Below are 24945 nucleotides of genomic sequence, written 5' to 3'. Positions count from 1 at the left end.
CAGACCTGGTCAAAAGCCCGCGTATAATACATCGCCGTAACGGTTTTAGCGCGTCGCCCAACCTTGTTTATGCAAATAATCGAGAATAAAAGGACGGCTTTCTTTGATAATCGTCCGGCGAATATGATCGCTCCAGGTATCCCGGCGATTATTACTGCCACGGGTAAGATAATATTCCGCCAGTTGCTCGTCATACTGTGCCAGAGCATCTTTATCCAGCGGTTGGTAGCTGTTTTCATGCACCAAAATGGAAGCCGGTAAACGCGGCTTGAGATCCGGGTTATCCGCAGGCCAGCCGAGACACAAGCCAAACAGCGGCAGAACATGCTTTGGTAATTTCAGCAGCTCCGTCACCGCTTCAATGTTATTGCGCAGGCCGCCAATATATACACCGCCTAACCCCAACGATTCCGCTGCGGTTAAGACGTTTTGTGCCATCATCGCCGTATCAACAACACCGAGCAACAACTGTTCAGCCAGGCCGAGTTGAGCATCCGGGCAGATCTGCAAATGACGGTTAAAGTCGGCGCAAAACACCCAAAACTCCGCCGCTTGCGCAACATGTTTTTGCCCGCCGGTCAGCGGCACCAGGGCTTCACGCAATGCGGGGGCGGTAATGCGAATAATGCTACTACACTGCAAAAAGCTGGAACTGGAGGTCGCACGGGCGCTGTTGATAATCGCCTCACGCTGTTCAGCGGAGATAGGTTCATCAGTGAAATGGCGAATGGAGCGGTGACCACAAATAAGTTCAATGGTTGGCGTCATTATCTTTTTCTCTTTCTGAACGTGAAGATTCCAGTGGATGATTCATCAGTTGCGGGGCCAGCCGTTTTGCCACCTGAAGAATAACCACCACCGCAGCGGGAAGCATGAGCAAAACACCGAGAAAAATCATCAGAATTTGCGCTTCTGGCGTAGAAAACGGCGCTGGAAGCGAAAAGTTGTCACTTATCGACAACAGCGCCGCCGCCAGTAACATCATTCCAATAAATTCCAGTATCAACACGCTTTTAGGCAATTTACCGATCGCGCGCATAAACTTCCCTCTGCAAAGTGAGCTGCCAGTTTAAAACCTTTCGCCGCGTTGTGCTTAACAGTTATAGCTTTAAGCAATCAATGCAACAGGTTAAACCTACTTTCAGCGAATAAGATTTGGCGTGATCATGCACACATGACAGATAAATGGAGAAAGCCAATGCAAACCGTTATTTTCGGTCGTCCGGGTTGCCCTTACTGCGTGCGTGCCAAAGATTTGGCAGAAAAGTTAAGTAATGAACACGATGATTTTCACTATCAGTATGTGGATATTCGTGCTGAAGGGATCACTAAAGAGGATCTGCAACAGAAAGCTGGCAAGCCGGTAGAAACCGTACCGCAGATTTTTGTCGATCAGCAACACATCGGTGGCTATACCGATTTTGCTGCCTGGGTGAAAGAGAATCTTGACGCCTGATTACCGGATAAGCCCTCTCTGTTTGAGGGCTTTATTGATTTTTTCTGTGTTGTGGCCTGAACAAGCTACTAATAAACAAAAAACATAACGCGCCCAGCGCACACCAGAAGACGGCACTCAACAACCACGCCAGCTCCTGCCAGAATGAGCGTGATGGTGAAAAAAACAGACGCATAATTAACATAGAACAGGGTGCTGCCAGCATTGCGCCAAACAGTGGTTTAAGGACTTCTCTACGCCGCGAAAAAAAGCTGGCTACAGCCCCAGGAAGAATGAAAAACAGTAAGCCGATTTCAGGGTGCCCGGCAGCCCGAAAAGCTCCCTTCATATGTGTCGCCAGAAAAAGGCACACCACAATAAAGAGGACAAAACAGCAAATTGCCCCCGCCCAATGTTGTTTATGTTTCACATGTTCCTCCTGACACTGCCTCTATCGAACACATTTTTCGCCGGTGTGGCGCTCAGTAAGATAAAGCCGCTTCGCATTCCATGCTAATATAGGCCAACACAATTCTTATAGCCGTTGGTATCTAATGTGATTACACTAGTAAAATATATTGTTACTTTACTATTGATTAAGTGCGCTGAATGAATCTGCGCTCTGAATTCAGGTAAAAACATTATCTTAAATTACCATTTCTTTCAACAGCTTACTCGTAAACAAGAAGTTAGTCTCCGTGAATATAAACGTCGCCGAATTGTTAAATGGGAATTACATTCTGTTATTATTCGTGGTCCTCGCGCTTGGACTATGTCTCGGAAAATTACGACTTGGTTCAATCCAACTGGGTAATTCCATTGGCGTTTTAGTCGTATCACTGTTATTAGGGCAACAACATTTCAGTATTAACACCGACGCGCTTAATCTTGGCTTTATGCTGTTTATTTTCTGCGTCGGGGTCGAAGCCGGACCCAACTTTTTTTCCATTTTTTTCCGCGATGGTAAAAATTACCTAATGTTAGCCCTGGTAATGGTCGGTAGTGCACTGCTGATCGCCTTAGGGCTGGGTAAGTTGTTTGGCTGGGACATCGGCCTGACGGCTGGTATGTTGGCTGGCTCAATGACATCAACACCGGTTTTGGTTGGTGCGGGCGATACCTTACGCCACTCTGGAATAGAAAGCAGGCAACTCTCTGCGGCACTGGATAATTTAAGCCTCGGGTATGCATTAACCTATTTGATTGGCCTGGTGAGTTTGATTGTCGGTGCGCGTTACTTGCCTAAGTTGCAGCATCAGGACTTACAGACCAGCGCCCAGCAAATCGCTCGTGAGCGAGGTCTGGACACCGACGCCAGCCGTAAAGTCTATCTGCCGGTAATTCGCGCCTACCGCGTCGGCCCGGAACTGGTCGCCTGGGCCGACGGCAAAAACTTGCGTGAACTGGGTATTTATCGACAAACAGGTTGCTACATTGAACGTATTCGTCGTAACGGGATTCTGGCAAATCCGGATGGTGACGCCGTGCTACAGATGGGCGATGAAATAGCGTTGGTAGGCTATCCCGACGCCCACGCCCGACTCGATCCCAGCTTCCGTAATGGTAAAGAAGTTTTTGATCGAGACCTTCTCGACATGCGTATCGTCACTGAAGAGGTGGTCGTCAAAAACCATAACGCTGTCGGTAAACGTCTGGCACAACTGAAGCTGACCGATCACGGTTGTTTCCTTAACCGCGTCATTCGCAGCCAGATCGAAATGCCGATCGACGATAACGTGGTGCTTAATAAAGGCGATGTATTGCAGGTGAGCGGCGATGCCCGTCGCGTGAAAACCATCGCCGATCGCATCGGCTTTATCTCGATTCACAGCCAGGTTACTGATCTACTGGCATTCTGCGCGTTCTTTGTCATCGGTCTGATGATCGGGATGATCACCTTCCAGTTCAGCACATTCAGCTTCGGCATGGGTAACGCTGCCGGGTTGTTATTCGCTGGTATTATGCTGGGCTTTATGCGAGCGAACCACCCAACCTTCGGCTATATTCCCCAGGGCGCGTTAAGCATGGTGAAAGAGTTCGGTTTGATGGTATTTATGGCGGGCGTTGGTTTAAGTGCCGGCAGCGGCATCAATAACGGCCTGGGCGCGATTGGCGGTCAGATGTTGATTGCCGGGTTAATTGTCAGCCTGGTGCCCGTTGTGATTTGCTTCCTGTTTGGCGCTTATGTGCTGCGCATGAACCGCGCGCTGTTATTCGGTGCAATGATGGGTGCGCGTACTTGTGCTCCAGCAATGGAGATCATCAGCGACACTGCGCGCAGCAACATTCCGGCATTAGGTTATGCGGGCACTTATGCAATAGCTAACGTGCTGCTGACGTTGGCAGGGACAATCATCGTAATGGTATGGCCAGGACTCGGATAAAACTGAAGTTGCCCCAAAAATGAAATTTTTTTGCACAACCGCAGAACTTTTCCTCGGGGCATCAGTCTTAATTAGTGCCACTGCTTTTCTTTGATGTCCCCATTTTGTGGAGCCCATCAACCCCGCCATTTCGGTTCAAGGTTGGTGGGTTTTTTGTTGCCTGAATTTTATCTCCTGCCCTGCCAATTGCGCCACCATCTGCAAAATATCCTCGCGCGATAGCGGCTTACGGTCAGTGACAAAATGCAGTGTCATCCCTTCAATAAACGCATCCAGCGCGCGGGCGGTTCCGGGTTCAAACCATTGTTCGAGCGTTTGCTGACTGCGCTGCATCCAGTTTTGCATCACCGTTTTTAATAGCGGTTTTCGGCTGGCCAATGCGTAGAGTTGATACATCAGTTCCATGTTATCCGGCGTTGCAACCTGCGAGCTGTAGATCATGTCAGTTATGGCCTGGCAGGCGCCTGATGCATCACTAACATCGCTAAAAAATGCCTGATATTGCTTAGACATTATCTCTGTAAAACTGCTGAACGCCTCCAGCAGCAGCTCATCAATTCCTGAAAAATAGTAGGTCATCGACCCCAACGGCACTCCGGCAAGGGTAGCGATTTTGCGGTGTGTAACGGCATGTATTCCGTAAAGTTTCACCGCCTCCAGCGTGGCCTGGATGATTTTTTCTCGCCGTTGCGGATCGTTAGCGCGACGCATGTCATTTCCTCTCTTTGCAATTGTGTACAAATGTACACAACCTTGCTAATGTTGTCTTCCCTCTTCTTTTTTTGACGTGATCTATGACCGTAAATTCTTCACGTAATGCCTTGAAACGCCGAACCTGGGCGCTGTTTATGTTCTTCTTTTTGCCAGGCCTGTTAATGGCATCCTGGGCAACCCGTACGCCTGCTATCCGCGATATTCTTTCTGTTTCGATCGCTGAAATGGGCGGTGTACTCTTTGGCTTGTCGATCGGTTCGATGAGCGGAATTCTCTGCTCGGCGTGGTTAGTGAAACGTTTTGGGACGCGTAATGTCATCCTGGTCACGATGTCCTGCGCGTTGATCGGGATGATGATATTAAGTCTGGCGCTCTGGCTGACATCGCCCGTGCTCTTTGCCGTGGGTCTTGGCGTCTTTGGAGCCAGTTTTGGTTCTGCGGAAGTGGCGATAAACGTTGAAGGTGCCGCCGTTGAGCGAGAAATGAATAAAACGGTTTTGCCGATGATGCACGGCTTTTATAGCCTGGGCACGCTGGCAGGTGCTGGTGTCGGGATGGCGCTGACGGCCTTTGGCGTTCCGGCAACGGTGCACATTTTATTGGCGGCGCTGGTAGGCATCGCGCCTATTTATATCGCCATTCAGGCAATCCCTGACGGTACGGGCAAAAATGCTGCCGATGGCACCCAGCATGGTGAAAAAGGCGTACCTTTTTATCGCGATATCCAGTTGCTGCTGATTGGTGTTGTAGTGCTGGCGATGGCCTTTGCCGAAGGTTCTGCCAACGACTGGTTACCCTTATTAATGGTTGACGGTCACGGTTTTAGCCCTACTTCCGGCTCGCTGATTTATGCCGGTTTTACCCTGGGGATGACTATTGGACGCTTTACCGGCGGTTGGTTCATCGACCGTTACAGTCGCGTTACCGTGGTTCGTGCCAGTGCACTAATGGGGGCATTGGGTATTGGGCTGATTATTTTTGTCGATAGCGCCTGGGTCGCGGGGGTGTCTGTTGTCCTTTGGGGGTTGGGAGCTTCTCTGGGCTTCCCACTGACCATTTCTGCCGCCAGTGATACCGGCCCCGATGCGCCGACCCGCGTCAGCGTGGTAGCAACAACCGGTTATCTGGCTTTCCTCGTCGGGCCGCCGCTGCTGGGCTATCTCGGCGAACATTATGGATTACGTAGTGCAATGCTGGTTGTACTGGCGCTGGTTATTCTCGCGGCTATTGTCGCGAAGGCCGTCGCCAAACCCGATACCAAAACGCAAACGGCGATGGAGAATAGTTGATGAGCATTAAATTAATTGCGGTAGACATGGATGGTACTTTCTTAAGCGATCAAAAAACCTATAACCGCGAGCGGTTTATGGCTCAATATCAGCAAATGAAAGCACAAGGGATTCGCTTTGTGGTCGCCAGCGGGAATCAATATTATCAGTTGATCTCTTTCTTCCCCGAAATTGCCGATGAAATTGCCTTTGTGGCAGAAAACGGCGGTTGGGTAGTGAGCGAAGGCAAAGATGTTTTTAATGGCAAGCTGTCGAAAAATGCATTTACCACTGTAGTGGAACATTTACTGACGCGCCCGGAAGTGGAAATTATTGCCTGCGGAAAAAATAGCGCCTATACCCTCAAAAAATATGACGATGCCATGAAAACGGTGGCGGAAATGTATTATCACCGTCTGGAATATGTCGATAACTTTGACAATATCGACGATATTTTCTTCAAATTTGGGTTAAACCTCTCTGACGAACTCATTCCGCAAGTGCAAAAAGAGTTACATGATTCGATTGGCGATATTATGGTGCCGGTTCACACCGGCAACGGTAGCATCGATCTGATTATCCCCGGCGTACATAAAGCCAATGGCCTGCGGCAACTCCAGAAGTTATGGGGAATAGACGACAGTGAAGTGGTGGTCTTTGGCGATGGCGGTAACGATATCGAAATGCTGCGCCAGGCTGACTTTAGCTTTGCGATGGAAAATGCCGGCAACGCGGTCGTAGCTGCGGCGAAATACCGCGCTGGCTCCAATAACCGTGAAGGCGTACTGGATGTGATCGATAAAGTTCTTAAGCACGAAGCGCCATTTAATCAATAAAACGGCAGCACGCCCGGCAACACAATGCCTGAATGAAGGATGCATAATTCGCGGAAATTCCCCTTCTGGATTATTTCAGGCGAAATGATGATGAAAAATTGTGTACTGCTGGGCGCGTTTCTGTTGAGTTTTACTGGTGTGGCAATGGCGCAAAGTGTCACCGTTGATGTGCCGAGCGGATACAAAGTGGTGGTAGTCCCCGATTCAGTCAGCGTTCCACAAGCGGTCAGCGTCGCGACTGTACCGCAAACTGTCTATGTGGCGCCTACTCCAGCTCCGGCTTACCGCCCACATCCGTATGTTCGTCACCTTGCCAGCGTAGGCGAAGGGATGGTTATCGAACATCAAATCGACGACCATCACCATTAATCCATGAATGCCTGATTGTGCAAAGCAACCAGGCATTTTCTTATCCGTCGTTTGAATTTCCTGTTTGTTTATCTTTTAAAAAGATAAACATCAGCAGCAGCCACAAAATTCCGTTGGCAAGGTTAAAGAGATTAAACAGGCCGTTGCCCCCGTTCAGCCAGGCATGTTTACTGATTTCGATACCGACGGTAAAGATCAGCATTTGTAACATCCCCATCGCCGCAGAAACCGTACCTTTACTCATATCGCTGGCAAACAGGGTTAATCGCACCAGCCCCGCATTCGCCAGGCCAATACCAAAAGCATAAATACTTAACCCGGCGGTCATCCATAAATACGCGTGCGATGAGATAACCGTTGCGGCAGCGGCGACTAACAGGCCAATCATAATCGGCCAACCGCCCATGATGATCAATGCGCGAACGGTGCGGCGCGAGGTCAAACGCGCTAACAGCAAGTTACCCGCAATTAACGCCCCGAAAACTGGCACTTGCAGCAAACCATATTCATAGCTGCTCAACTTTTCGCCAGTGATAATGATAATTGGTGACTGGGCGATCCACGCCAGCAACGGCAGGCTGACGAACCCCAGCGCCAGAGCTCCGGCAGCAAAGCGACCGTTCTTCAGCACCAGCTTGTAGTCATGCCCAAGCTCTTTCAGGGACAGTTTCTCACCAATACGCGTGGCGGTTTCCGGCATAGCGCGTTGCAGACCGAAAAAGGAGATCGCTGCCAATACGGCAAACAAGACAAACATCCCCTCCCAGGGCAGCACATGAATCCATGCGGCGCCCACCAGCGGACCGAGTAGCGGAGCAATCAGCGCCACGTTCGCCATCAGCGCGGTGATCTTGATACAAACCGCCTCTTCGAAGGATTCCTGAATCGCGGCGTATCCGACAGCGCCAATGAAACAAAGGCTTATCCCTTGCAGGAAGCGTAATAGCGTGAATTGTTCAATGTTTTGCGCCAACAATATTGCCAGACAGGTGACGATAAACCACACCACGCCCGCCAGCATCACCGGACGGCGGCCAATACGATCCGACAGCGGTCCCAGGAGCCACTGTAAAAACATCCCGCCCGCCAGGTAAGCGGTCATCGAAGTAGGAACCCAGTCAATACCCGCCTGATACTCTTCCACTACAGCGAGCATACCGGGTTGAATCATATCATTGCCGATATAGGTCGAGAATTCGTAGAGCACCAGACAGAGAGGAAAAAGTAACGCCTGACGTCCAAGCCGGGCACCGGAAGCTAATCTATTTTGCATGCAATTTCTTCGCCAATAATAATCGCGCAAAGTTTAATAAAAGCGCGGCAAACGAGAAAGCAAATTTTGTAGGTGAAACCACGCTTAAGCACATTCTTACATTATTCCGAGTATAGCTACTCTTTCTTTAAGCTTTATTTAATTCCTTCTCGTTACTATTCCCTGTTGTAAACCAATCCGAAAGTGAAATAAGACGATGCCGCTTTACCCTGTTTAACATGCACTTTATGCTCATCGACTTGCCTGATGGCTCCCCAATAATCACCTTTTGAGTCTGAAAGTTATGCTGGAAAATCTGAATTACTCATTATTCTCTCTTATTAACGCGACGCCAGACTCATCCGCATGGATGATTTCGTTAGCGATTTTTATTGCCAAAGATTTAATTACTGTAGTACCGCTGCTGGCTACGGTGCTTTGGCTATGGGGGTTTACAGCGCAACGGCAACTGGTGATAAAAATCGCTATCGCGCTGGCGGTCGGCCTGTTTGTTTCCTGGACGATGGGGCACTTATTTCCGCACAACCGTCCGTTTGTTGATCATATCGGCTATAACTTCCTGCATCATGCGGCGGATGACTCTTTCCCAAGCGATCACGGCACGGTGATATTTACCTTTGCGCTGGCATTTTTATGCTGGCATCGCCTGTGGTCAGGCGCAATCCTCATGACGCTGGCGGTGGTCATTGCCTGGTCACGTGTTTATCTCGGTGTTCACTGGCCGCTGGACATGCTCGGTGGATTATTGGCAGGAATGATTGGTTGCCTTAGCGCCCAGATTATCTGGCAGGCTGTGGGGGCAATGCTCTACCAGAAGCTGCAATTATGGTATCGCTTCTGTTTCGCCTTACCTATACGTAAAGGCTGGGTGCGTGGCTGATTTCGGATAAAAAGTGTAATATCAGGCGGCTCGCTTCAATAACTATTCAGAGGGAATATGGAAACACGTCGCGAAGAGCGTATAGGGCAGTTACTACAAGAATTAAAACGCAGCGATAAGTTACACCTGAAGGATGCCGCCGCCCTGCTTGGGGTTTCAGAGATGACGATTCGTCGCGATTTGAATAACAACAGTGCCCCCGTCGTACTACTCGGCGGCTATATTGTTCTGGAACCGCGTAGTGCCAGCCATTACCTGTTAAGCGATCAAAAATCCCGCCTGGTGGAAGAAAAACGCCGGGCGGCAAAACTGGCCGCGACGCTGGTTGAACCCGATCAGACCCTCTTTTTTGACTGCGGCACCACCACGCCGTGGATTATTGAAGCGATAGATAATGAAATCCCTTTCACCGCCGTTTGTTATTCGCTAAATACCTTTCTGGCGCTGAAAGAGAAACCCCATTGCCGCGCGTTTCTTTGCGGTGGTGAATTTCACGCCAGCAACGCCATTTTCAAACCCATTGATTTTCAGCAAACACTGAATAATTTTTGCCCGGATATCGCTTTTTATTCCGCAGCTGGCGTACATGTCAGTAAAGGCGCAACCTGTTTTAATCTTGAAGAGTTGCCGGTAAAACACTGGGCTATGTCAATGGCACAAAAGCACGTGCTGGTTGTCGACCACAGTAAGTTTGGCAAGGTACGTCCGGCGCGCATGGGCGAGCTGAAACGCTTTGATATTGTGGTAAGCGATTGTTGCCCGGAAGATGAGTATGTGAAGTACGCGCAGACGCAGCGTATTAAGTTGATGTATTAATGACGCATAACCGGATGACGTTTCCGCGCCATCCGGTCATCAGAAGATTAAGAGAACCAGCTGCCGAACCACTGATGGAATTTCATCATCACGAAGTCCCACATCCGACCAAAGAACCCACCCTCTTCCACATTTTCCATCACGATCAGCGGACGCTGTTCAATAGATTTACCGTTAAGCTGGAAATCAATGGTGCCGACAACCTGACCTTTTTTCAGCGGCGCGGTGAGCTGCGGTTCCGTTAACGTATAACTCGCTTTCAGGTTTTTCAGTTGCCCGCGTGGGATGGTCACTGATCCCCCTTCGCCTGCGCCGAGATTCACTTCGCTCTTATCACCGAACCAGACGCGCTGAGTCACAAAGGTGGCATCAGGTTTAATTGGCGTCACGGTTTCAAAAAAGCGAAAGCCCCAGGTCAGTAATTTCTCAGACTCATTAAAACGGATGCGGTCAGTTTTTGCCCCCAGCACTACGGAGATTAAACGCATATCACCCTGGGTAGCCGAAGCAACCAGATTATATCCCGCACCTGCCGTGGTTCCGGTCTTCATGCCATCAACATTCAGATTGCTGCTCCACAGCAGACGATTACGGTTAGGCTGACGAATTTTGTTAAAGGTAAACTCTTTCTCTTTATGAATAGCGTACTCTTCCGGCACATCGTGGATTAATGCTTTACCCAGCAATGCCATATCGCGCGCGGTACTGAATTGCCCCGGCGCATCCAGACCGTGCACCGTCTGGAAGGTGGTGTTGGTCAGGCCCAGTTTTTTGGCATAACCATTCATCAAACCAATAAATGACTCCTGACTCCCGGCAACGTAATCGGCCAACGCAATACAGGCGTCATTACCGGACTGGATAATCACACCTTTGTTCAAATCCGCCACCGAAACCTGATCGCCCGGTTTGAGGAACATTACCGACGAACCGCGCAGTGCCGGGTTTCCCGTCGCCCAGGCATCTTTACCGACCGTCACCATATCGGTGAGTTTGATCTTATCGGCCTTAAGCACCTGCCCAACCACATAGCTGGTCATGATTTTAGTCAGACTCGCGGGATCCAGTTTCTCATCCGCATTGCCTTCTGCCAGCACTTTACCGCTGGCGTAATCCATTAAAATCCATGCACGCGCATCCACGCTCGGCGCTTCAACGGTTTGTTCTGCCGCGAATGCCGTTGGGGCAAAAAGGAATAAAAATGCAGAACCCGCTGCAAGACCACGAAGGAAAGAGGAGTATTGCGTCATAAATGCCACCCGAGTATCCATTCAAAAAAAATACGTTATATCGCCGTATGATAAGTTCGGTGATTAATAACGCACACACAAGTTTAAAGAAACCGTAAGTTGGTAAAGTTTTTAAAGTTTATGCAATATCCTGCAGCTTCGCTGCTTCTGGCGTCATTTTTTTACTCGCTGTTGCTTAAAAGTTAACTTTACTTCACCATCGGAGTCCTGTTCAGCCTGTGGCTGCCTGTCGGAAAAGGGGTGAGTATGATTACGTTGTGGGGTCGGAATAATTCAACCAACGTTAAAAAAGTGTTGCTGACGCTCGAAGAACTGGAACTGCCTTATGAGCAAATTTTGGCGGGTCGTGAGTTTGGGGTAAACCATGACGCCGATTTTCTGGCGATGAACCCTAACGGGCTGGTGCCGCTGTTGCGTGATGACGAAAGTGGTTTAATTCTTTGGGAATCAAACGCCATTGTCCGCTATCTGGCTGCACAGTACGGGCAAGAACGTCTGTGGATCGACTCACCGGCACGTCGCGCAGAAGCCGAAAAGTGGATGGACTGGGCAAACCAGACGCTCAGCAATGCCCATCGTGGGATCCTGATGGGATTAGTCAGAACGCCACCAGAAGAACGTAATCAGGCCGCCATTGATGCCAGCTGCAAAGAGTGCGATGCCCTGTTTGCCCTACTCGATGCGGAGCTGGCAAAAGTAAAATGGTTTTCTGGCGACGAGTTTGGTGTGGGCGATATCGCTATCGCACCGTTTATTTACAATTTGTTTAACGTTGGCCTGACCTGGACACCGCGTCCGAATCTGCAACGCTGGTATCAGCAACTCACCGAACGCCCCGCTGTGCGCAAAGTGGTGATGATCCCCGTTAGCTAATTGCGTGGGCTAACTTTGAGTAATTCCCCGTTGGGCTCGTCGGTGAGAACGTATAAATAACCGTCGGGTTCTGTGCGAACGTCACGAATTCGCTGCCCCCTGTCCGTTAATATGCGGCCATCTTCCGTCACTTTGTCGCCTTTGACGCTCATCACGATGACATCTTTATCTTTCAGCGCGCCAATAAATAATTTTTGCTGCCACTGGGGGAATTTGTCACTGTTATAGAAGGCCATACCGCTCACGGCGGGCGAATCTTTCCAGTAAAAAACCGGTTGCTCGGTTCCGGCGACGATTTCCCCTTTTGCTTCCGGTATTTTAAAACCTGAGTAATTAATGCCCCAGGTTGCCAGCGGCCAACCGTAGTTTTTGCCTTTTTGCGGGATATTAATTTCATCACCACCGCGCGGGCCATGTTCATTCAGCCACAGCGCATTACTCCACGGATTCATCGCCATCCCTTGCGGGTTACGAATGCCATAAGACCAGATCCCGGCTCGCGCACCGGATTCGTTTACAAAGGGATTATCATCCGGGATCTCGCCCTGTTCGGTCAGACGCACCAGTTTGCCCTGTAATTTATCCAGATCTTGCGCCGTCAGACGCTGATTGTTTTCGCCCAGAGCAATAAAAAGATAACCGTTACCGTCGAAGACCAGCCGCCCGCCAAAATGGTTGCCGGTAGAAAGTTTTGGTGTCTGGCGAAAAACGGTGCGGAAGTCGGTCACTTTTGAGAGATCATCACTTAAGCGGCCATACCCCACGGCAGTTCCGGCTTTGCCATCATCGCCAACTTCGGAATAACTTAACCAGATGCGGCGCGACTGGGCAAAATCAGGCGCTAATGCCACATCCAGCAGGCCGCCCTGCCCGCGCGCCCAGACTTCCGGCACACCGACAAGCGGCGCAGATAATCCTTTTCCTGCTTGCCAGTGACGCAACTCGCCACCGCGCAGGGTGATTAACATGCCGTGATTATCAGGTAAAAAGGCCAGCGCCCACGGATGGTCGAGTTTGTCTTGCAGTACTTCGACATTTACCGGCGCGGGAGCCGCCCAGAGAGCGGAAGAAACACAGAGAAAGGGCACAAGGAAAAGGGATTGTCGATGCATAACGCCTCCGGATTGACTCTGGCTTAAAGCGTAGTCAGTGGAGGAGATGACAAATTCATTTTTACAAAAACTTAAACATGAAGGGGGAGACGCTTTCTCCCCCTTAGTTTTCAGGCCTGCGCAAGCATGGTGTGCTTTTCAAGGCTCTGGATACTCAGCGTTAAGCTCATCAGACAATTTTCAAGCTTATCGGCGTTGACGGTAATAACAGTCGGGCAATCATGATGCCCACTCATCAAACATACTGCGGCTGTCGCTAATGCTTCTTCAGCATGATGAAGAGCACTCCACTCTTCCTGATCCAGATGAAGATTCAACCGCAGCGATTTATCGTGCAGTTCGCGATTCAGTTTAAAAAAGTTATCTCGTAGATGATTGCTTTCGCTGACGGACATGTATCCTTTGGCCTTCCTCAGTTGCACATATGCGGCGAGGTCAACTCTTGCATCGATCAACCGGTTAAGTAGATCGCTTCGCTGTCTGTCAACGAACATACTTCGATCCTCCTCTTTGCAGCCTTTGTGCAATTAAATAGTATGGCTGCTTTTTGTACAAAATGCTGTCAGGGATCAATACTTCACATTTTATTAATAAGAATTTACATTATTTCTCTTTCCAGCACCTCGCATCCCCACGGCGCCAGTTCTAAGTCTTGTGAACAAGCTTTACCTGTTTCCGCCACTCGCCACGCTCCAGGAAGCACAATATTTTGTACATGAGCAGTGTAGTTTTGTACAAAAACCCATTCCTGATCGCCGTCTGTCCGACGCGTTGCAATAACGCCAGCAGGAAGTTCAGTAGCAAGTGCTTTTGGGAGATGAAGTGTGTTGATCAACATCGCGGCAAACGCTTGATGAAATGACGCATCATTACGCGAAGCCACATAGAAAGCTCGACCTTGTCCGACGTGATTTACCGTTAACGCAGGCGTACCCGCATAAAAATCCTCGCCATAGCGCGCCAGAACCTGTGCACCTTCGGCGTGAATAACCGCACATAATTCCCGTGCCTGCCATTGCCCCTGCAGTCCATACGCATTCGGCTCACAGATAACTTCGTTATGCTGATAATCATTAAGGCTATCAATCTCTTCAGCCCACACACCCATCAGGTCACGCAACGGGCCAGGGAACCCACCCAGGTGACATAAATCGGTTTCATTGACTATCCCGGACCAGTAAGTGGTGACAAAATTGCCACCAGCGTCAACATAGGCGCGAGCACGAGCAGCAAATCCATCGCGAACCATATAGAGCATTGGGGCAATAACTAACTGATAACCCGTAAGATCACAATCAGCATTGATAATATCGACCGCCACGCCCTGCTCCCAGAAAGGTCGGTAATGCTCCACTACCGTTTGCTCGTAGTGGATACCGCAATTGCGCGGCCCGGCAGCATCATTGACCGCCCAGCGGTTTTCCCAGTCGAAAATAATGGCAACTTTTGCCTGCGTTTTCGTCCCAACCAATTGGTTAAGATGAGCCAGCCGTTGCCCCAGTTGTATGACTTCGCGCCCGGTACGCGTCTCCAGATGACCGACATGATCAACTACCGCACCATGAAACTTCTCCACGGCGCCACGACTCTTACGCCACTGAAAATAGTGCACGCCGTCTGCGCCGTGAGCGACGGCCTGTAAGGAAGAAAGAATATTCATTCCCGGCTTTTTCAATTTGCTGGTTGGCTGCCAGCTTGTCTGGCTGGGCGTGGATTCCATCAGAATAAACGGTTTATTTTTCAAGGTACGCATCAGGTCGTGATACATCGCTGTTTTACAGGCAACGGCGCGTTCATCTTCCTGTTTATGCCACATGGGATAGCTATCCCAACTCACAAAATCAACCACTTCGGCTAATGCCCAGTAGTTGTAGTCATTGAAATACCACATAAAATTGGTCGTCGCAGGTAAATCTGGGCGTTCAGCTTTTAACGGCGCGATCTCCATTTGGTAGAACTCTTTTACCTGCGATGTGACAAAGCGCCGCCAGTCAAGATTCAAACCGTGGTTAGACATCTCACCTAATGGGGAAGGCGATTCAATTTGTGACCAGTCACTGTATGTATGGCTCCAGAAGCCAGTCCACCATGCCTGATTAAGCGCCTCAAGAGTGGTGTAACGAGTCTGCAACCAACGGCGAAACGCCTGTTGGCATCCCTTACAATGACACTCTCCGCCATATTCATTACTGATATGCCACCCCAGAACCGCCGGATGATTGGCGTATCGCTGCGCCAGCTTACGGTTAATTTGCGTCACTTTATCTTTATACACTGACGAAGAAAGGCAATGATTATGGCGACCTCCGTGAAGCATTTTCTCGCGTGAGGCGCTAACTCTCAGAACCTCTGGATAACGAGCTGCAAGCCAGGCGGGTTTTGCTCCGCTTGGTGTTGCGAGGAAGACAGAAATCCCGCCAGCATGAAGTTTATCCAGCACTTCATCCAGCCAGTCAAAGCGATACTCACCCTCTGTGGGTTCCAGCATTGACCAGCTAAAAATGCCCACCGACATGGTGTTACAACCAGCCTGTTGCATCATGGCGATATCTTTCTCCAGAATCCCAGGGACATGTAACCATTGCTCCGGATTGTAATCAGCACCATGAAGTAACCATGGGGCCCTGGGGATGATCGGTGGGTGCTTGTCCATGCTGACTCCTGAATTGTTTTAAACAGACAAAAAATGTTATTCGTTCACAACGATATCATCTAGTAATTAATTGCTTCGCTATGCAAGGAATGTCCGGCAAGAATGTGATCAAGTACGCGTTTTTTCCCTTCAAACAGGTTCGTCGGTTCAGCTTACCAGCACTGAGACAGGTGAGCGTGATACGTATGACATTCACTGCGGTATACTGTGACAAATTTTTTAGCCGGGGCGAATATGAAAACCAAAGCTGCAACCCTTGCCGATGTTGCTCGTCATGCCAATGTTTCTTATCAGACAGTGTCGCGGGTGCTTAACAATTCAGCGAACGTGTCTGCCAAAACACGTCAAAAAATTGAACAAGCCATTGCCGAACTTAAATACGTTCCAAATCGCGTAGCTCAACAGTTGGTAGGGAAAGAGAGCAAAACGGTCGGGCTGGTTACAACTTCGCTCGCCCTACATGCCCCCTCGCAAATTGCGGCAGCAGTGAAAAAATATGCCGGAGAACAGGGATATCAGGTGCTGATATCCATGATTGATGATGTTGATATTAAAGGTATTCAGGCTGCAATTAATGACTTAAAAGCACAACGGGTAACAAAGATTATTATCAACGCACCACTGGAAACGGCATTGGCTGAAACTCTGGTTGCTGAAAACAGCGATGTATTGTGTCTGTTTCTCGACGTGGATCCTTATAGCCCGGTGTTTAACGTCACCTTTAATCCCGCAGAAGGTGCACGCGCCAGCGTGAAATATCTTTACGATTTGGGGCATCGTCAATTTTGCCTGGTCTCTGGCCCAGAAAATTCAGTACCAGCGCGGCTACGACTCAATATCTGGCGCGATACCCTCTCCTCACTCCAACTGACGCCGCTGGCCATTCATTACGGTAGTTGGGACGCTCAAAGCGGCTATCTGGCGACGTTACAGATGCTACGTGAAACGCCACAGGCGACCGCTCTTCTGATCGCCAATGATCAGATGGCATTGGGGGCGTTAAGCGCCTTACATCAACAAAAACGTAAAATCCCGCAAGATATTTCTGTCATTGGCTATGACGACACCTATGAGAGTGCGTTTTTTGAACCTTCGCTAACGACCGTCGCAATCGACTTTGATTTACAAGGGAAAATTGCCGTTCAACAGATTTTACAGCCGGACGATGAACATGCGATGCTCCGCTCTTCAACCATCCTTCCCAGCCGCCTGGTCGTGCGTAACTCTGCTGGCCCTCTGCACTCACCACAGACAGATCTGATGAATATTGCTGAACACCTTCGCACACTGGCGGATGAGCTAACACGCAAGGCATAAAAGTAATACGTTCCCATAAAAAGATTTAGTGATCTATTTCGCTAAATCTTTTTTATTACCAGCAATAATTGTGATGCAAATCGCAAACATTCATTTAACACATTGCCTAATCATCGCGGTCAGGGTCAGAGTAAAAATGAAATTGTTAACGTATGACATTTTCCGGAGATGCATACCAAAACAATAACCAGTAAGCACAGCGAATGCCTGTGCCAACGGTAAATGACCCAACGCCAGTGATTGAGGATATGGCTATGTTATTGCCCGGTAAACGTAATTATATTTTGCTCAGTATTTTCGATTTCCTGTACCTCTTTGCCTGGTCGGCAACGATGGCATTTTTTGTCATATGGACGACACAGCATCTGGAAATTACCGCCACACGCACAGGATTACTTTATTCCGTTAATGCTTTCATTGCGTTATTAATGCAACCGTTCTTCGGTTTCATCTCCGATAAATTTGGTCTTAAGAAACAACTCATCTGGCTCCTCGTCGCATTATTACTTCCCGTAGGCCCATTCTTTATTTATGTGTACGCCCCGCTTCTGGTTCATAACTTCTGGCTGGGCGCTGTTTTGGGTGGCGTTTACCTGGGGATCATTTTTAATTCTGGCTGTGGCGTTCTGGATTCCTGGATAGATAAAGTTTCGCGTCGTTATCATTTTGAATATGGTCGCGTAAGAATGTGGGGCTCTCTGGGATGGGCCGCCGCCGCGTGGATTGTGGGTAAATACATTGATACCAGCCCTAATCTCTCTTTCTGGCTGGCAAGCTGTGCCATTGTGGTCGCCGCAATCTGCTTTATGTTTACCAAAATCGAACTGACCGAGGCGGAAATTGAAAAAACCAATTCGCTGAAAGCTATCCATGCGCTTGAACTGGCGAAAAATAGTCAGTTCTGGTTTTTATTGATGTTCACTCTGTTCGTAACGCAAATTTATGACACCTACGATCAACAATTCGCACAATATTTTTCGCTGCAATTTCCGACACCAGAAGAAGGCAATCGCTGGTACGGGATTCTGGCTTCTGTCCAGGTCTGTGGAGAAACCCTATTTCTCTGTCTGATGCCGTGGTTTGTTAACCGCACTGGCGCAAAATGGGCATTAGTGATTGCCGGAACCATTATGTCGTTGCGCATTGCCGGTTCTGCAATCCAACTGGGACCAGTGTGGATTGCAGCCGTTAAAATGATGCACGCCATCGAAAAACCACTGATCCTGGTATCTGTGTTTAAATTTATCGCAGCTAACTTTGATCATAAACTCTCTTCGACGGTCTACCTGCTGGTGCTTTTTGTGGCATCCATCGCCACGGCAATCTATTCACCTATTGCCGGCTATCTGTATGACACCATTGGCTTTGCTGAAACCTATCTCATCCTGGGGGCGATTGCCGGTTGCTTCACGCTTATTTCGGTCTTTACGCTGCGGGACAAATCCAGCAGCCAGCCAGTCGAGGCGCTAACTGAAAACCCTGTAGCCTGATAACCATTTGCGCCCCGATATTTGGGGCGTTTTCCTCGCCTGTTGACCAGATTACGATACAAATTTTATCCAGAACTCTGTAGAATCCCTGCCCTGACCTTTCCTGTAACTGAATATTTTTTAAGCTATGAGCAAAGTAACTCCCCAGCCGAAAATCGGCTTTGTTTCCCTCGGCTGTCCGAAAAACCTCGTCGATTCAGAGCGTATTCTGACCGAATTGCGCACTGAAGGTTATGACGTAGTACCGAGCTACGACGACGCAGACATGGTAATCGTCAACACCTGCGGTTTTATTGACAGTGCGGTGCAAGAATCACTGGAAGCCATTGGCGAAGCGTTGAATGAAAACGGCAAGGTAATAGTGACCGGTTGTCTGGGGGCGAAAGAAGATCAGATCCGCGAAGTCCACCCGAAAGTGCTGGAAATCACCGGCCCTCATAGCTATGAGCAGGTTCTGGAGCACGTTCATCACTACGTGCCAAAACCGAAACACAACCCATTTCTGAGCCTGGTGCCTGAGCAAGGCGTTAAGCTGACGCCACGTCATTACGCTTATCTGAAGATATCCGAAGGCTGTAACCATCGCTGCACCTTCTGCATTATTCCGTCTATGCGCGGCGATTTGGTGAGCCGTCCGATTGGCGAAGTGTTAAGCGAAGCGAAACGCCTGGTAGATGCGGGCGTTAAAGAGATTCTGGTGATCTCCCAGGATACTTCCGCGTATGGCGTTGATGTTAAACACCGTACAGGCTTTTACAACGGCGAGCCGGTAAAAACCAGTATGGTCAGCCTGTGCGAACAGTTATCAAAACTGGGGATCTGGACACGTCTGCACTACGTTTACCCTTACCCGCATGTAGATGACGTTATCCCGCTGATGGCTGAAGGCAAAATCCTGCCGTATCTGGATATTCCGTTACAGCACGCCAGCCCGCGCATTCTCAAACTAATGAAGCGCCCGGGTTCTGTAGATCGCCAACTGGCACGCATCAAACAGTGGCGCGAAATCTGCCCGGAACTGACCCTGCGTTCAACCTTTATTGTCGGCTTCCCTGGCGAGACGGAAGAAGATTTCCAGATGCTGCTCGGCTTCCTGAAAGAAGCACGTCTGGATCGCGTTGGCTGCTTTAAATACAGCCCGGTTGAAGGCGCAGACGCCAATGCCCTGCCTGACCAGGTTCCGGAAGAAGTGAAAGAAGAACGCTGGAATCGCTTCATGCAACTGCAGCAGCAGATTTCCGCCGAGCGCCTGCAAGAAAAAGTGGGCCGTGAAATTCTGGTGATCGTCGACGAAGTAGACGAAGAAGGCGCGATTGGCCGCAGCATGGCAGATGCACCGGAAATCGACGGCGCGGTTTATCTCAACGGTGAAACCAACGTTAAGCCGGGCGATATCCTGCGTGTGAAAGTCGAGCACGCCGACGAGTACGATTTGTGGGGTAGTCGGGTTTAATTAATTCAGGCCGGGCAAAATCATTTGCCCGGTTCGTTAATAAAAATTACTGCCAGCTAATCTGTGCCCTGCCGTTTTTCTTACTTTTATACAGCCGCTCATCCGCCAGCATTTTTAACCGTTCAACGGTAGTACATTCATTTGAATGCGCCACGCCGATACTGGTGCTTAAATTAATACTCCCCACCTGGAAATTGACGATATCTTTTAAAATCGATAGCAACTCATCCAGGGTTCCGCCAGTATAAATCACCGCAAATTCGTCGCCGCCAAAGCGGTAGACTTTGCCTTTATCCACCGGAATTTGTGATTTAAGGATTTTCACGACCTTCATCAACACTTCATCGCCCAACAAATGACCGAAGGTATCGTTAATATTTTTGAATTTATCGACGTCAAACAGGCATAAATAACCGCCTTTTTCCGGTAAGGTTTTTAAATCTTCGTCAAAGGATTTTCTGCCCATTGCTTTTGTCAGATCGTCAAGAAACGCCGAGTTATACATGCTGTAGAGTTTTTTGACATCCGCCGCCGAAAAGAAAAGCCCACCGTCCAGCACGCGATCAAAATGGTTATTAATAATGGCTTCTTTCTCAACAATGCCACGATTAATCACTCTGCGTATCAGATAGAGGCAACTTGTGCCTGAAATAACTGCCACCAAGGCAGCAAAGAAAATAATCAGCGTACATACCTGCAAATAAACGTCTTTTTTATAAGCAAATACGTACAATCCGGTCGGCAAATAGGAGAAATGTTCCATCGCTTCCGAAACGGTGAAGATGGCGTTTTTGGCATTATATTCATCACCGGTAACTGGCTTGCCGTTCTTAAACAGTGAGAACATCAGGTTCTCGCTATCCATTGCCAGTGACTTTGACAGTAACGAAAATCGCTCCAGCCCAAGCAAAAATATCAAACTGCGATTGTGAGTAACCGGATAGAGATAATAGACGAAGGTTTTGCCGTCAAAAGAGATGAACCCCGTATTTTTAACATGCCGATACTTAACAACTTGCATAATATCTGCACAATAATTATTTTCATACTCCTTAACCTGAATACACTCATCACTGGAAATCAGATAAGGACCAACATCATACAAATAAGAAGGTGAAACCGAGTCAGCGTAAGCTGTGCGCAAGCCAGCCAGCAATTCTTCTTCAGTCGGGTTAAGCGTGTTAATGAGATCAATTGCCACACTACGCCGATATTCAGCAATATTTGCCACCGTAAAAGCAGTATCAATAACGGACTGTTTCAGGCCATACACCCGTTCTTTTACCATCTGGGTATAGATCCCGCAGGCAACTGCTGAAATCATGATAAAAATCAGCAGACTGACTGTAAGTACGAATTTATTGATTCTGGACATACCTAAACTACTCTTTTACTAACTTTCCACTTTTGTCCCAGGCAGAGAATGGCAACGGCTTCTGGTACAGATACCCCTGGGCCTGAACACACCCTAATTTGATTAATTCACGCGCAACCTCTTCGCTCTCAACACCTTCTGCAATCACCGGGATCCGGTTATAGCGTGCCAGGTCGAAGATAATGCGCAAAATTTTACCCGCAGTGCCGAAAATATCGCCGGTAAATTGCGAGTCCACTTTTATGCTATCAGGATTAATTTCATAAAAACGTTTCAGGTTTGACAAACCCGTACCAAAGTCATCAATCGATATTCGTACCCCTTGTTTACGCAGTTGTTCAATATTGAGATAAAAATGTTCACTAATTCGCTCAATCACAGTTTCAGTGATCTCAATACAGAGACTTTTCGCCATCAGTTCATGTTCTTTCATGATGGCGATAAAACGCTCATGAAAATGTGGTTCGTTTAATTGCCAGGGCGAAACATTTATATGCAGTAAGAAATCCTGTTTCAGGAGCGCACGCTGGCTAAAATGGCGGAATTCAGCCATCGCCGTTTTAATAATTTGGTAACCCAGTTCATTGATAAAAGCGATATCTTCCGCGATAGCAATAAACTTCAGCGGCGAGATGATCCCCCGCTCCGCAGAAACCCAGCGGCACAGTGCCTCAGCCCCCAGAATTTCACGGGTGTTAATATCAACAATCGGTTGATAAACCAGGAATAGCTCGCCTTTTTCCATTGCATGACGGATATTGCGCGCAATCCAGATATTCTCTTCAATTTCGCTGAGTTTCGCATCATCACAGAAAATAAACTCAGAGAACATATGGTCACGGATGCTGGAAATCGCCAGCTTCAGTTTTTCTGCGTAGCTCCAGGCATTTTCGCCCTTCAGAGGTTCACAAATGGCAGATTTGTGTATACGCAGATTGCGATAGCCAAAGCTACTGTCGAAATCGTTTATCATCGCGATCTTACGGGTAAAAGTCTGTATATTTTCCCGACACAATAATAAATAGAGATCGGCATTAAATGTCACGATATCGCAGCATTGTGCATATTTCTCGGCAATTCGCTGACACAGCCTCCTGACGATTTTGTTGCGTTCCTCGACACCAAACACGGCTTCGACGGCTTCCAGTCCGCACAGTTTGATGATCCCGGCGGCCAGATACTGATTATTGTTTGACTCAATAATCGCCATATTTTTGATAAAACCGCTTTCCTGATCGTAGGAGATCAGCGAGAGCAATTTATTTGAACGCTCAACTTCAGCATCTTTCATTTCCGCGATCGAATTTTTGATGCTGATAATCTCTTTCGCATCGCCGTCACGAATTTTCAGTGCCTGCATTTGATCCGCAGAGTCAGGTAAAAACTCCAGCGTATTGACCAGCGTTGTCATTTCTGAAAATTGCCGACGGAACACACGGGTCGTCATTAAGTAAACCGCCAGCAATACGACAATAATGAAAGCAAACGGTAAATAAAAAAGTTTATCTGACGCGTTAAATAGTTTCCCCGTAGGATAATAAAAATAGATTTCGAATAGCGAGTTATTGGGTACGCGCGATGTTTTTGCTATATACTCTGTATCGACAGAATCAATAATATTATAATTATCTTCGCTATTATAAATAATCAATTTTTCACGGGCGAGTTGGTTCTTGGCAATGATTTCATAACCTTGTTTCAGAAACAACACTTCATCAGTTGCGCTGATTTGATCAAGGTATTCGTTCAGGTATCGCCAGTTTAAATCGACATGAATTTTATCAATAGCCAGCAAATCACGGTCTTTGCCGTTAATTCGTAGTGTAAAAGAAATACATTTTTTCCCCGGACGATCAAAGCAATTATATGCCGGATTCCAGCTACTGTCAGAGCCATCCGAAGCTACTGACCACGGGCGCTGCGACGGATTAAAATCGGCAAAGATGACGCGTCCTGCCTCATCAACAAGGGGACCATTTACCTTTTCCTGATGATAAATAAAGATTTTATCATTCGCCCGCCGCGAAAATAGATAATATTTATCATTATCCAGTACCAGCCCCACTGAGTCTAAAAATGGCATCATTTCCATTTTCAGGATGACAGCTCGTTTAATCTCCTCACTGTTTTTCAATAAATAAAGTGAGTCCTTTAACGTCAGAGCGGAACGTTCAATATCTTTAAAGAAATAGCCAACGTTTTTTTGAATAAGTTCAAAGCGGCTATCAGCACGTTTTACCGCACGCTCCGATACCAGCTGATAGTTAATGATGAAAAAAAGAACAATAAATGACAGCGCAGCCAATAAAAATAAAATTATCAGCCTGATCTTTATCTTTTCGTATAAACTCAGCATGTTAATACATTTAACAAAATAACTGTCAGTACGCTGTGCCGCTGCATAAATAGTCCCTCACAGCGGCTTTTTAACCAAATTACTCGATTCTACAAAATTAGAAGAAAGTTACAACACTTGCTTAAGGCAATAATTTCCTCTGAGGTCATTACCCTTTCAAGCAATATTCAACCGTGACTATCCTTTAATTTTGGGGTCCAGCGCATCACGCAAACCATCACCCAGCAAGTTGAACGCCAGCACGGTCAGGAAAATAGCCAGTGCCGGAAAAACCGCCACATGCGGCGCGATAACCATATCCGCTCTCGCTTCGTTGAGCATCGCTCCCCACTCCGGGGTCGGCGGCTGCGCTCCCAGGCCGAGAAACGACAGACTGGCGGCGGAGATAATTGAGGTGCCAATGCGCATGGTAAAGAACACGACGATGGAAGAGACTGTCCCCGGTAAGATGTGGCGCAACAAAATGGTCATATCGCTGGCCCCAATACTGCGCGCTGATTCAATAAAGGTTTGCTGTTTTAACACCAGCGTGTTGCCGCGCACCAGTCGGGCAAACGCAGGAATAGAAAAGATAGCGACGGCGATAATCACGTTAGCAATGCCGCTTCCCAGCACCGCGACAACAGCAATAGCCAGCAAAATGCCAGGGAAAGCAAACAGCACATCGCAAATACGCATGATCAGCCGATCCCACCAGCCTTCGTAATATCCAGCCAGCAAACCCAGCAACGTCCCAATCGCCGCACCGATAAACACCGCAAACACGCCCGCCGCCAGCGAGATTTGTGCACCAACCAGGACACGGCTGAAAATGTCGCGCCCCAGTGAATCGACGCCAAACCAGTGCTGCAAAGAAGGTCCGTTATTCAGATTGTCATAATCGAAATAATTTTCGGCGTCATAGGGGACGATCCAGCGTGCAAAAATTGCCATCATAATCAACAAAATGACGAATAATGCGGCGGTCATCGCCATATGCTGACGGCGAAAACGTCGCCAGAACTCATGCCACGGAGTACGCACCTGATCAGGTTTTACTAGTGGCATGGCGTTTAACACCGCCTGACGACGCCAGTTAAATAATCGCATCC

Annotated in this window: 23 protein-coding genes; 11 read left to right on the top strand and 12 right to left on the bottom strand. The window is 48.4% G+C overall.

Going from position 1 to position 24945, the window contains the following annotated elements:
- Positions 1 to 45: 45 nt before the first annotated feature.
- Both nfsA and A7098_RS08170 read right to left on the bottom strand, forming a co-directional pair.
- Positions 46 to 768, bottom strand: coding sequence for a nitroreductase NfsA (gene nfsA / locus A7098_RS08175; protein ID WP_105280629.1), 723 nt, complete (start codon positions 766 to 768; stop codon positions 46 to 48).
- On the bottom strand, positions 752 to 1039 hold the full coding sequence (locus tag A7098_RS08170; protein ID WP_001201565.1) for a YbjC family protein: 288 nt from the start codon (positions 1037 to 1039) through the stop codon (positions 752 to 754). The genes nfsA and A7098_RS08170 overlap by 17 nt, the downstream gene beginning before the upstream one ends.
- A gap of 159 nt (positions 1040 to 1198) precedes the next feature.
- Here A7098_RS08170 and grxA point away from each other — a divergent pair, with 159 nt between their 5' ends.
- Positions 1199 to 1456 carry a glutaredoxin 1 gene (gene grxA / locus A7098_RS08165; RefSeq protein ID WP_001195223.1) on the top strand — a complete coding sequence of 86 codons (258 nt, stop codon included), beginning with the start codon at positions 1199 to 1201 and terminating at the stop codon, positions 1454 to 1456.
- Between the two features lie 31 nt (positions 1457 to 1487).
- Here the strand turns inward: grxA and A7098_RS08160 are convergent, their stop codons facing one another.
- The gene (locus A7098_RS08160; RefSeq protein WP_000681103.1) at positions 1488 to 1865 is read right to left on the bottom strand and encodes an inner membrane protein YbjM; all 378 of its coding nucleotides are present in this window, start codon (positions 1863 to 1865) and stop codon (positions 1488 to 1490) included.
- 268 nt (positions 1866 to 2133) lie between these two features.
- Here A7098_RS08160 and A7098_RS08155 point away from each other — a divergent pair, with 268 nt between their 5' ends.
- On the top strand, positions 2134 to 3819 hold the full coding sequence (locus tag A7098_RS08155; RefSeq protein ID WP_001024863.1) for an aspartate:alanine antiporter: 1686 nt from the start codon (positions 2134 to 2136) through the stop codon (positions 3817 to 3819).
- A 135-nt stretch (positions 3820 to 3954) separates the two neighbouring features.
- Here A7098_RS08155 and rcdA read toward each other — a convergent pair whose 3' ends face one another.
- Positions 3955 to 4530, bottom strand: a complete 576-nt coding sequence (rcdA, locus tag A7098_RS08145; protein ID WP_001250444.1) for a DNA-binding transcriptional regulator RcdA — start codon at positions 4528 to 4530, stop codon at positions 3955 to 3957.
- An 83-nt stretch (positions 4531 to 4613) separates the two neighbouring features.
- Here rcdA and A7098_RS08140 point away from each other — a divergent pair, with 83 nt between their 5' ends.
- The 3 genes from A7098_RS08140 to ybjH all read left to right on the top strand — a co-directional run bounded on the left by A7098_RS08140 (position 4614) and on the right by ybjH (position 7006).
- The gene (locus tag A7098_RS08140) at positions 4614 to 5822 is read left to right on the top strand and encodes an MFS transporter (protein ID WP_105280628.1); all 1209 of its coding nucleotides are present in this window, start codon (positions 4614 to 4616) and stop codon (positions 5820 to 5822) included.
- Positions 5822 to 6637: a 5-amino-6-(5-phospho-D-ribitylamino)uracil phosphatase gene (gene ybjI, locus A7098_RS08135; protein ID WP_105280627.1), complete on the top strand. Its 816-nt coding sequence runs from the start codon at positions 5822 to 5824 to the stop codon at positions 6635 to 6637. The genes A7098_RS08140 and ybjI overlap by 1 nt, the downstream gene beginning before the upstream one ends.
- 84 nt (positions 6638 to 6721) lie before the next feature.
- The gene (gene ybjH / locus A7098_RS08130) at positions 6722 to 7006 is read left to right on the top strand and encodes a protein YbjH (RefSeq protein WP_077629224.1); all 285 of its coding nucleotides are present in this window, start codon (positions 6722 to 6724) and stop codon (positions 7004 to 7006) included.
- A 40-nt stretch (positions 7007 to 7046) separates the two neighbouring features.
- Here ybjH and mdfA read toward each other — a convergent pair whose 3' ends face one another.
- On the bottom strand, positions 7047 to 8279 hold the full coding sequence (gene mdfA, locus A7098_RS08125; RefSeq protein ID WP_105280626.1) for a multidrug efflux MFS transporter MdfA: 1233 nt from the start codon (positions 8277 to 8279) through the stop codon (positions 7047 to 7049).
- A 283-nt stretch (positions 8280 to 8562) separates the two neighbouring features.
- Here mdfA and ybjG point away from each other — a divergent pair, with 283 nt between their 5' ends.
- The gene (gene ybjG / locus A7098_RS08120; protein ID WP_105280625.1) at positions 8563 to 9159 is read left to right on the top strand and encodes an undecaprenyl-diphosphate phosphatase; all 597 of its coding nucleotides are present in this window, start codon (positions 8563 to 8565) and stop codon (positions 9157 to 9159) included.
- Positions 9160 to 9216: 57 nt separating this feature from the next.
- Complete coding sequence (gene deoR, locus A7098_RS08115; protein ID WP_105280624.1) at positions 9217 to 9975, top strand: DNA-binding transcriptional repressor DeoR; 759 nt, start codon at positions 9217 to 9219, stop codon at positions 9973 to 9975.
- A gap of 47 nt (positions 9976 to 10022) precedes the next feature.
- On the opposite strand, the gene dacC is transcribed toward deoR, so the two are convergent.
- Positions 10023 to 11225 carry a serine-type D-Ala-D-Ala carboxypeptidase gene (dacC, locus tag A7098_RS08110; RefSeq protein WP_105280641.1) on the bottom strand — a complete coding sequence of 401 codons (1203 nt, stop codon included), beginning with the start codon at positions 11223 to 11225 and terminating at the stop codon, positions 10023 to 10025.
- Positions 11226 to 11471: 246 nt separating this feature from the next.
- Between dacC and gstB the strand changes: the two genes are divergently transcribed.
- The gene (gene gstB, locus A7098_RS08105) at positions 11472 to 12098 is read left to right on the top strand and encodes a glutathione S-transferase GstB (protein ID WP_105280623.1); all 627 of its coding nucleotides are present in this window, start codon (positions 11472 to 11474) and stop codon (positions 12096 to 12098) included.
- On the opposite strand, the gene yliI is transcribed toward gstB, so the two are convergent.
- From yliI to A7098_RS08090, 3 genes are all read right to left on the bottom strand, one after another.
- Positions 12095 to 13210: an aldose sugar dehydrogenase YliI gene (gene yliI, locus A7098_RS08100; RefSeq protein ID WP_105280622.1), complete on the bottom strand. Its 1116-nt coding sequence runs from the start codon at positions 13208 to 13210 to the stop codon at positions 12095 to 12097. The genes gstB and yliI overlap by 4 nt on opposite strands.
- A gap of 110 nt (positions 13211 to 13320) precedes the next feature.
- A complete protein-coding gene (bssR, locus tag A7098_RS08095) occupies positions 13321 to 13704 on the bottom strand; it encodes a biofilm formation regulator BssR (protein WP_000497144.1) in 384 nt (127 codons plus the stop codon).
- Positions 13705 to 13808: 104 nt separating this feature from the next.
- On the bottom strand, positions 13809 to 15863 hold the full coding sequence (locus A7098_RS08090) for a beta-galactosidase (RefSeq protein WP_000357591.1): 2055 nt from the start codon (positions 15861 to 15863) through the stop codon (positions 13809 to 13811).
- A gap of 234 nt (positions 15864 to 16097) precedes the next feature.
- Here A7098_RS08090 and A7098_RS08085 point away from each other — a divergent pair, with 234 nt between their 5' ends.
- The 3 genes from A7098_RS08085 to rimO all read left to right on the top strand — a co-directional run bounded on the left by A7098_RS08085 (position 16098) and on the right by rimO (position 20123).
- Positions 16098 to 17180, top strand: a complete 1083-nt coding sequence (locus A7098_RS08085) for a LacI family DNA-binding transcriptional regulator (protein WP_105280621.1) — start codon at positions 16098 to 16100, stop codon at positions 17178 to 17180.
- Between the two features lie 254 nt (positions 17181 to 17434).
- Positions 17435 to 18670 (top strand): oligosaccharide MFS transporter, encoded by a 1236-nt coding sequence (locus A7098_RS08080; protein WP_105280620.1) that lies wholly within the window; start codon positions 17435 to 17437, stop codon positions 18668 to 18670.
- Positions 18671 to 18797: 127 nt separating this feature from the next.
- Positions 18798 to 20123, top strand: coding sequence for a 30S ribosomal protein S12 methylthiotransferase RimO (gene rimO, locus A7098_RS08075; RefSeq protein WP_105280619.1), 1326 nt, complete (start codon positions 18798 to 18800; stop codon positions 20121 to 20123).
- A gap of 46 nt (positions 20124 to 20169) precedes the next feature.
- On the opposite strand, the gene A7098_RS08070 is transcribed toward rimO, so the two are convergent.
- The 3 genes from A7098_RS08070 to gsiD all read right to left on the bottom strand — a co-directional run bounded on the left by A7098_RS08070 (position 20170) and on the right by gsiD (position 24943).
- The gene (locus tag A7098_RS08070) at positions 20170 to 21498 is read right to left on the bottom strand and encodes a GGDEF domain-containing protein (protein ID WP_105280618.1); all 1329 of its coding nucleotides are present in this window, start codon (positions 21496 to 21498) and stop codon (positions 20170 to 20172) included.
- A gap of 7 nt (positions 21499 to 21505) precedes the next feature.
- The gene (locus A7098_RS08065; protein WP_105280617.1) at positions 21506 to 23854 is read right to left on the bottom strand and encodes an EAL domain-containing protein; all 2349 of its coding nucleotides are present in this window, start codon (positions 23852 to 23854) and stop codon (positions 21506 to 21508) included.
- Between the two features lie 177 nt (positions 23855 to 24031).
- Positions 24032 to 24943 (bottom strand): glutathione ABC transporter permease GsiD, encoded by a 912-nt coding sequence (gsiD, locus tag A7098_RS08060; RefSeq protein ID WP_105280616.1) that lies wholly within the window; start codon positions 24941 to 24943, stop codon positions 24032 to 24034.
- Between the last annotated feature and the right edge of the window lie 2 nt (positions 24944 to 24945).

The sequence above is a fragment of the Escherichia sp. MOD1-EC7011 genome (assembly GCF_002965005.1).
GTDB classification, from domain to species: Bacteria; Pseudomonadota; Gammaproteobacteria; order Enterobacterales; family Enterobacteriaceae; genus Escherichia; species Escherichia ruysiae.
This window is presented reverse-complemented; position numbering and strand designations above follow the sequence as displayed.